Raw genomic sequence first — 8617 nt, 5'->3', positions numbered from 1 at the left:
GGCGGTGGTTGGTTTTGGAAGTCGTTCCAAAAACGATGACACCCAAGATTGAGCTCAAGATAGCGCTCCATGTACTCATTTGTAGGTCCAAGGGCATCCACGTAATAATCGAAGCCGTTGGTGAAGGTGTCACCCAAAAACGCCAGGGGAAAACCCGACTCGCGGACGACCTGGGCCACCCGGCGAAGAAGCCCGGCTGAGAAATCCGCCCGCCATAACGTCGTGTGGTTTCGGGTCTCCTTGATCAGCGCCCCACTGGAGGTTACAACCGGGGTCGAAAGTTCGAGCTCCTGGGCAATCGGGACAACCCGGCTGTAGCGCCGCCCGGAAGCCAGGACCACGATTATCCCCGCGCCCATGGCCGCTTGAATGGCCTGTCTGGTCCGCTCGGTCACATCGTCCGTGCTGTTGACGAGCGTTCCATCAATGTCAATCGCCAGCAATCGAAACTTCGCTGTCACCGCCTTGCCTCATGTTTGTGCCACGCAAAACCTTCTCGGCTCTGCCCTATCCCATCGCGCAAGATTGCATTTGGGACGTGCACGTCCTCGCCCAGAGAATACGCCGGGCCGAAGCTGGAGTGTCCCAAACACAGCGGGGGTCGCTGACCGGGAGTCGGCCAAGCCCTTATGGCGAGCGCGATTCCATAAACTCCATCTTACCGCGCTGTTTGAAAAACTACACCAGAATGATCAGCGTAGCGTGGCCGGGTACCCGTGGACCCGCTTCGGGAAAAAGCCGCGACGGAAGTGGTAGCGGGTCTTGCCGGTACTCACGCTTGCGTGCCGGCCAGCTGGACGAGCTGCGCCGTGGACCGCTGATGTTCCCGTTCCAGATAAGAGCGCCCCTGCCGGATCGCGATGTGGTCCCACGGCAGTAGGGCTTCGGTGTCCCAAGATCGGTGGATGTATAGGTCCGGGGAAAGGTCCAGGTCGTGAAATGTCTCCCACCAAATTTGGGGGTTAAACTGGTCCGTCCAGCCGTCAAATCGGGCTCCCCTTCGCCAGGCCAGCTCGATCGCTTCGCCCATCCGCCAATCTCCCCGCGTCAACATCCCTTCCACCAGACTGCTCTCGATCGCGTGGCATTTGATCTCCACGCTCCGCATGCGACATCGGCGGCGCAAGAACTGGTGGGCAGCTGCGAAATATTCGCGACGCTGCATCGCCTGCCACTGATAGGGAGTGTGCGGCTTGGGGACGAAATTCGATACATTGGCGACAACGGTGGCGGGGCGGCCCAAATACGACCGACCGAGTCGGGAAATCTCCTCCGCGAGGTCCACAATCCCCGCCAGATCGGCCTCCCGCTCTCCCGGCAGGCCACACAAGAAGTACAATTTTACCCGCTGAAACCCCTTCTGAAATGCCCGTTTACACCCCTCAATAAGGTCCTCGTTTCGGATCGGTTTGCCGATCTGTTGGCGCATGTCATCGAGGGCCACCTCCGGCGCCAGGGTCAAGCCCGAATGCCTTTCCGGCGACAGAAGCTCGGTAACAACCCGCAATTGTTCGTTCACCCGGAGGCTGGGCACGGAAATCGTCACGCGTAAGGAGTCGAACACCTTTTTGAGCGCGCGGACAAGCTGATCGAAGAGGGGATAGTCGCTGGATGAGAGCGACAGCAGCGCGATCTCACCGGTGCCGGTATTGCGGTACGCTTCCCACGCGGCCTCGACCAGTTTCTCCACGGGTCTGTAACGCAGGGGGCGTTTGATCGTGGTGCTTTGGCAGAACCGGCACCGCCATGGGCAGCCACGCATAATTTCCAAAGAAATACGGTCCTGAACGACCTCCACATAGGGCACTATGGGGGCCCGGGGCAGTGGGTACTCCGCAAATTGCGTCAGGATGGCGGGGACAATCATCCCTGGCACGGCCTCCTCACGGGGAAAGACAGCCCCAAGCCCTGTTGCCGATTGCACTTCTCGGCGATAAAGACGCGGAACATAGGCCCACGGAAACTGCCGCGCTAAAAGCAAGAGGGCTTCCTCACGGGAACGTGCTGTGGACCGGGCTTCCAGCCAGGCATCGCACACGGCGGGCAGACTCTCCTCCCCATCTCCGACGACGAAGAGGTCGATGAACATACTCATGGGCTCGGGGTTCTGGGCGCATGGTCCTCCCGCAATGATCAGAGGATCCTCCAGGTCGCGGTCCTCGGCGCGGATCGGAATGCCACCCAGATCGAGCACTGTCAGAACATTGGTGTAGGACAGTTCATACTGGAGCGAAAACCCCACGACGTCAAAATGTGAAAGCGCCGTGAACGTTTCCAGCGAATAAAGAGGCACGCCCAGTTCACGTAATTTCTGCTCCATATCCCGCGCCGGAGCGAAAACCCTCTCGCACGCCCAATCGCTCCGTCGGTTCATCGCATCGTAGAGAACCTGGAGACCGTGATGGCTCATCCCAATGGAATACATATCCGGCAGGCACAGGCACACCCTACCGCGGACTGTCCGGTGATCTTTGACCACAGCGTTCAATTCGCCCCCCAGATACTGAGCGGGGGTTTGGACATTGGGCAGAATCCTCTGGACCACAAGATTTTTCAGTTCCTGGTTTATTGCCATGGACATCCCCTCATCTCTGCGTTCGAAAAGTCCTCACGCGGAGGCACCACCTCCGCGGATCCCCTCCTCGAGTTGTAGGCTACTCTTTCATTGTTAGGATGTGCCGCAATAAAACAAGGCGAACAGAAACAAGTCCAATCGGCTCAGCCCCAGCGGACGCCGCCGCACGTGGAGACCTCGCGGCACGTCGCTGGTACCTCCAGCGATTGCGTGTGTACACTGAAAGTGATCCCTGCACGAAGTTTTTGTCTGGTCAAGGAGGTGACCGCGGGTTCAAAAAACGGTGGTCAACCAGAATCGGAATGGGTGGAATGTTTCCAGTGCCAAGTCATACCCGGTGGTGGTCGATGAGGGGCAATGCCCTTGGTCTTTTGACCCTCTGCCTGGCGATTGTGACCGTCCTGACAGGTCACGCTATTGATGTGCGGGCAGGGCAGGGGGGACCTCGCGGAACGCTCCTTTTCGATCGTCTTCGTCAGGAAATGGTCAAACGGGACATCATCGGCGGTGGAATCACGAATCCCCGCGTCATTGAGGCCATGCTTCGCGTGCCTCGACACGAGTTTGTTCCCCCTGACCAGCGGCGCCTGGCTTATATGGACATGGCCCTGCCCATCGGTTACGGACAGACAATTTCGCCACCCTATGTCGTAGCCTTTATGACGGAGAAACTCGATCCCCAACCGACGGATCGCGTCCTCGAAATCGGCACCGGTAGCGGCTATCAGGCCGCTATCCTGAGCGGACTCGTGAAAGAAGTGTACACGATCGAGATCGTCGAACCCTTGGCACAGCGGGCGGCTGCGACACTCAAAAGACTCGGCTATTCCAACGTGTTCGTGAAAGCCGGAGACGGCTACCTGGGCTGGCCGGAACACGCTCCCTTCGACAAAATCATCGTGACCTGTTCTCCCGAAAACATCCCTCAGCCGTTGATCGAACAGCTTAAAGAGGGCGGAAAGATGATCATTCCCGTGGGGGAACGCTATCAGCAGATCCTCTATCTGCTGCGGAAGGAGAATGGAAAACTCGTCAAGGAAGCGCTCCAGCCAACACTCTTCGTGCCGATGACGGGCCAGGCCGAAGCACAGCGCCAGATCCAGCCCGATCCTGCAAATCCCCGACTCGTCAATGGAGATTTTGAGGAGGAGCTGGACGAACTCGAGTCCCCACCGGGCTGGTATTACTGCAAAGAATTCGAGGTTCGCAGGGGAGGGGACGCGCCCTCAGGTCAGGCGTACATCGCCTTCCGCAATCAGCAGCCGGGCCGACCTGCCCGCGCCCTTCAGGGGTTTGCTGTGGATGGTCGCGAAATCCGGGAGCTCGGGCTCACGTTCTGGGTACGTGGGGAAAATGTACGTCCTGGACGAAGTTTGCAGGAATCGGCAGGGGTGGTGATCACGTTTTTTGGAGAAAATAGGGCACCGGTGGGAGAAAAGGCGATCGGTCCGTTTTTGGGAAGTTTCCCGTGGCGAAAGGAAAGCCACCGCATCCCCGTGCCCCCAGAAGCTCGGGAGGCCATTCTTGCGATCGGGATGACAGGAGCCGTCGGAACAGTGGCTTTCGACGCACTGGAACTCCGCCCGCTGGTTACTCGCCAGAAGTAACGGTTACACCGCTGTTCCCAAAACACCCAAAGCCCCCGCGCAACTCTCTCCGAAACAAAGAAGGACGCGCGGGCCACCCGCTCGCACCGCAGGCCGACTGCTAAAAAGGCGAGAGCAGTCCACACGGTCCCGCGGCGGTCTCGGCCAGCAAATTTTGCGCGGCCTGCTTGAATTCTGCAAGCCTTCCAGACTACCTTAGAGAGAGTGCGAGGCGTCGTCGGCCTGACGGTGTGCTTCGTGATTTGGATCGAGAGGTTCACATCTGCGGTGAGCGGTTACTTTCATGAAAGGAACCCTGGAAATGTCACGGATCAGTGCGAGTGCGTTGCTGGGGACAGTGATTCTGGCGTTCTCGGTTGTACCCAATACGGCGCAAGCGTGTTGGGGATGCTGTGGCCCCCGAGTCTGGTATCCTGGCCCGCTGGCGGTGGTCAGTGCGTGGACGCCGTGCTGGAGCACCTATGACCTGTGCCCACCGTGCGATGTCTGTGTCGATCCGTGTTGTGATGTGGAATGGGTTCTCGGACTTCGTCGCGGACCGATCCGCCGACTCCTTTTGGGTCCCTATCGCTGGTATCCAGTGGTGGGTGGGGCGTGTGCAGTCTGTGGTACCGCTCCTTGCGACTGCGAGGCTCCCGTTTTGACCGCACCCCCCAGTCCAACGCCAGCACCTCAGCCGGCGCCGCATCCGGCTCCATCACCTCAACCGGGTCCGGCCACTCCAAGTCCTGCCCCGGGAGCGTCCCCCGTTGAACCTCCGATGTCGCCATCAGCGATTAACCCGACGAGTTACTCCGTGCCGCTGGCAAGCCCCGCTCCCAGCCGTGCGGACAGCGGCCTCATTACCGTCTATGTCCCCGCCGAGGCCAAAGTCATCATCAACGGGATGGTGACAAAAAGCACTGGAACCCGCCGCGAGTATGTCTCCTACGGTCTTGCTGAGGGACTTCAATACAAGTACACGATCACGGCCCAGGTGGAGCGTGATGGTAAAGTTTACGAGGAAACTCGCGAAGTGATTCTCACAGCGGGGGCCAAAAAAGGCGTGGCGTTCTCCTTCCAATTCCCGTCTGAGAACCTGGCGGGAATCACCAGCGGCGACCGCCTGTAATGCCTAACTGAACTTACCTGGACCGTTGCCAGTCCAAATACGCCCCAAATTTTCCAAGGCACCAGAAACATCTGGTGCCTTTTTGCTTTGTTCCCCCTCGATCATCCCCACTTTTTTAAAAACCACAAGATGCCGGAGGCGCAAGGTCTCGTCGGGGTAATTCATGAATTGTCCCGACCGTTTCAACCAGCAACTGAACCCAGGCGTTGGCGTGCGGCTGATGAACAGGATCATCCAAACGCTGGAATGTGCACCTGGCAACCAGCAGGTTCCACTGGAAAAATTCTGCTCCCACACAAGCCCGTGTGGGTCTTGGGGTTCCTATTGACAAAGCAAAAGTGGGATATATCAATTGTTCCCCACCTCCATAGTCATCAAAGCTTGGCATAAAATAGAGAGGTTTTGCGGACGCAATCCTCGAAGTGACAACGCCATCCAGAAGCACCTGCTTGGGGTGCGGAGGTTGTGTCCCTCGCAAACACCGGGAGAGCCTGCAAGGCCCTGACTCATACCACAAGGAGCGAGCGAACACGCACCCCGCTTTCGGTGTCAGGTGCAAGCAGGGACATTGGTGAACCAAGAGACGCCAAGACACGGCAACCATTTTTTGCAGAAGAGGAGGATCCATGTTTCGTTCGCTGGCCGTCGTAGGTGCCACCGGCGCTGTTGGCCGAATTATGGTCGAGTTGCTGGAAAAAAGCGCACTTCAATTTGAAAAGATCAAGTTTCTCGCGTCCAAGCGCTCGGTGGGGAAGACGCTCACATTCCGTGGTCAGGAGTACCCGATCGAGGAACTCCGGCCAGAGGCCTTCGACGGTGTGGATCTGGCCGTCAGCAGCACACCTGATGAAGTGGCGCGAGAATTCATCCCGGAAGCCGTCAAGCGTGGTTGCGTGGTGGTGGACGAAAGTGCCGCCTGGCGAATGGATCCCGACGTACCGCTGGTCATCCCCGAAGTCAACCCGCACGCGGCGTTCCGCCACAAAGGGATTATTGCAAGCCCCAACTGTTCGACCACGCAGATGGTCGTCGCGCTCAAGCCACTTCACGACTACGGCCGTGTGAAGCGTGTGGTCGTCAGCACGTACCAGGCGGCAAGCGGCGCCGGGGTAGGGGGGACAACAGATCTTATCGAGGGCACTCGAGCCTACCTGGAAAATCGCCCCTATCAGTACACGACGTTTGCTTATCCCCTTGCGTTCAATCTCATCCCCCAGATCGGCTCTCCCAAACACGCAGGATACACTTCGGAAGAAATGAAGATGGTCCTGGAAACCCGCAAGATTATGGAGGATGAGAGCATCCAAATCTGCGCCACGTGTGTTCGGGTACCGGTCGCCAACTCCCACAGTGAAACCATTCTCGTGGAAACAGAGAAGAAGATCACGGTAGACAAGGCGCGGGAACTCTTTGCCAGCTTTCCAGGGATCGTCGTGGTGGACGATTTGCCCAACAAAAAATACCCCATGCCAATGGACTGCACCGGACGGGACGAAGTCTTTGTGGGACGGATTCGTGAAGATTTGAGCTCCCCGAACGGGTTGGTCTTCTGGTGTGTGAGCGATAATCTCCGCAAAGGCGCGGCCACCAACGCCGTGCAAATTGTGGAGCTGCTGATCCGCGGCAAACCGAACTGACAGCCATGGGTGAGGGAGGCGACAACGGCTCCCTGTCGTAACGGGCTTGCAGTCGAGAGTGGATTGACGGAGTCACGTGGTGCAACAAGCCGGCACAGTGCAGGGTGTGGACGACGCTTTACGATGCATCAAGCTCACCCTTGCCTATGATGGCTCGCACTATCTGGGCTGGCAGAAACAACCCCAGGGAAAGACGATTCAGGGCGTTCTGGAAGAGGCTCTCCAGCAACTGACCGGCGCCCCGACCCGGGTGCTGGCGAGCGGTCGCACGGACGTGGGCGTTCACGCCCTGGGGCAGGTGGCTGCCTTCCGCACAAAAAGCCGGCTGAGCTGTGCGGTCATCCAGCGGGCGCTCAACGCTCTCCTGCCGCCGGACATCGTTGTCCTCTCAGTGGAAGAGGCTCCCCTCGCTTTTCATCCGATTCGCGACGCACGCCGTAAGCGTTATCGCTACCTTATCTGGGACTCGCCGCTCAAGCCGGTCTTCCTTCGCCAATATGTATGGTTTTTTGGAAAACCCCTGGATGAGCAGGCCATGGCGGTCGCGGCTTCCTATCTGGTGGGAGAACACGATTTTTCCGCATTTGAGACAAGCGGAGCAAAACGGAAAACAAGCGTCAGAACCGTGTACGAGATTTCCCTCGCCCGCCGCCATCCTGCGCTCCCCAGCCTCATCACCATCGAGATTGAAGCCAACGGATTCCTCTACAACATGGTTCGGAACATTACAGGAAGTCTGGTGGAAGTCGGTCGAGGGTCATACGCCCCGGCCTGGATACACCAGGTCCTGCTTCGCAAGGATCGCCGGCTGGCCGGACCTACCGCCCCTGGCAGCGGGCTTTTCCTTGTTGGCGTTTCGTACTCCGATGCACCGGCTCCGTCGAGTCCTGATCCCTGGGAACTTTTTGCGGCGCAGGTGCGGACCTCTGCACCGTGCGATTGATCCTGTCAACTCGCCCGAGCACGGGCAAACGTTCCCTTCTCACCAATCGCGTTTTCTGGGCTGCATGATCACAATAGAAGTAAGGATAAAGGTGAGAGCTTGAGTCAGTCCGCATTCCATAACGCTCTGTTTTGAAGACCCAGTGCGCATCCTCCACATCATCACGCGGTTGATTCTCGGCGGGGCCCAGGAAAACACCCTTTTAACGTGCGAAGATCTCATCCGCATGTACGGGGACGATGTGTTACTGGTCACGGGGCCGCCGCTCGGGCCGGAAGGAAGCCTTCTCGAGCGGGCAAGGGGAGGGGAAGTCCCCACCGTCGTTGTGCGCTCATTGCGTCGAGCCATTAATCCTGTTCATGACATTCCGGCATTCTGGGCCCTCTCTCGCATCATCCGCGAATTTCGCCCGGACGTTCTCCACACCCACAGTGCCAAAGCGGGCATACTGGGTCGGGCGGCCGCGTGGAGGCAGCAGGTCCCCGCGATTGTCCATACCGTGCATGGGGCTCCCTTCCATCCTTATCAACCGCGACTGGCACGGCTTTTCATCGCAGCGTGCGAGCGGTGGGCGGCCCGGAGGTGCCACCGCCTGATCAGTGTTGCCGATGCCATGACCGAACTGCTTGTCACCGCGGGAGTTGCCCCCCGTGAAAAATTCGTGACGATCTACAGCGGGATGGAAGTCAAACCATTTCTCCAGGCTCGCCAGCATCGCCAAACGATGCGAGAAAAACTTGGTTA

The 8617-nt window shown here is 58.5% G+C and carries 7 protein-coding genes; 5 read left to right on the top strand and 2 right to left on the bottom strand.

Features of this window, described 5'->3' with window-relative positions:
• The coding region (locus H5U08_RS05370; protein ID WP_297031026.1) for an HAD-IIB family hydrolase at window positions 1-461 on the bottom strand (461 nt) is incomplete at its 3' end.
• 311 nt (window positions 462-772) lie between these two features.
• Entirely contained in the window at window positions 773-2575 is a 1803-nt protein-coding gene (locus H5U08_RS05365; protein WP_297031024.1) for a TIGR03960 family B12-binding radical SAM protein, read from the bottom strand.
• Window positions 2576-2895: 320 nt separating this feature from the next.
• On the opposite strand from H5U08_RS05365, the gene H5U08_RS05360 reads away from it, so the two are divergent.
• The 5 genes from H5U08_RS05360 to H5U08_RS05340 all read left to right on the top strand — a co-directional run.
• Complete coding sequence (locus tag H5U08_RS05360; RefSeq protein WP_297031022.1) at window positions 2896-4182, top strand: protein-L-isoaspartate(D-aspartate) O-methyltransferase; 1287 nt, start codon at window positions 2896-2898, stop codon at window positions 4180-4182.
• Between the two features lie 301 nt (window positions 4183-4483).
• Window positions 4484-5293: a TIGR03000 domain-containing protein gene (locus H5U08_RS05355; protein ID WP_297031021.1), complete on the top strand. Its 810-nt coding sequence runs from the start codon at window positions 4484-4486 to the stop codon at window positions 5291-5293.
• Window positions 5294-5919: 626 nt separating this feature from the next.
• Window positions 5920-6930: an aspartate-semialdehyde dehydrogenase gene (locus H5U08_RS05350; RefSeq protein ID WP_297031020.1), complete on the top strand. Its 1011-nt coding sequence runs from the start codon at window positions 5920-5922 to the stop codon at window positions 6928-6930.
• A gap of 76 nt (window positions 6931-7006) precedes the next feature.
• Window positions 7007-7873, top strand: coding sequence for a tRNA pseudouridine(38-40) synthase TruA (gene truA / locus H5U08_RS05345; protein WP_297031018.1), 867 nt, complete (start codon window positions 7007-7009; stop codon window positions 7871-7873).
• Window positions 7874-8015: 142 nt separating this feature from the next.
• Window positions 8016-8617: glycosyltransferase (locus H5U08_RS05340; protein ID WP_297031016.1), on the top strand; the 602-nt coding region annotated here is incomplete at its 3' end.

Source organism: Thermogutta sp. (assembly GCF_014359955.1).
Lineage (GTDB): Bacteria > Planctomycetota > Planctomycetia > Pirellulales > Thermoguttaceae > Thermogutta.
Note: the sequence above shows the minus strand (reverse complement) of the source record. Positions and strands in the feature narration are given on the sequence as shown.

Bases quoted from the DNA above. Each gene is read 5' to 3' on its own strand.
- H5U08_RS05365 (WP_297031024.1), bottom strand. From the start codon at position 2,575: ATGGCAATAAACCAGGAACTGAAAAATCTTGTGGTCCAGAGGATTCTG.
- H5U08_RS05355 (WP_297031021.1), top strand. From the start codon at position 4,484: ATGTCACGGATCAGTGCGAGTGCGTTGCTGGGGACAGTGATTCTGGCG.
- H5U08_RS05350 (WP_297031020.1), top strand. From the start codon at position 5,920: ATGTTTCGTTCGCTGGCCGTCGTAGGTGCCACCGGCGCTGTTGGCCGA.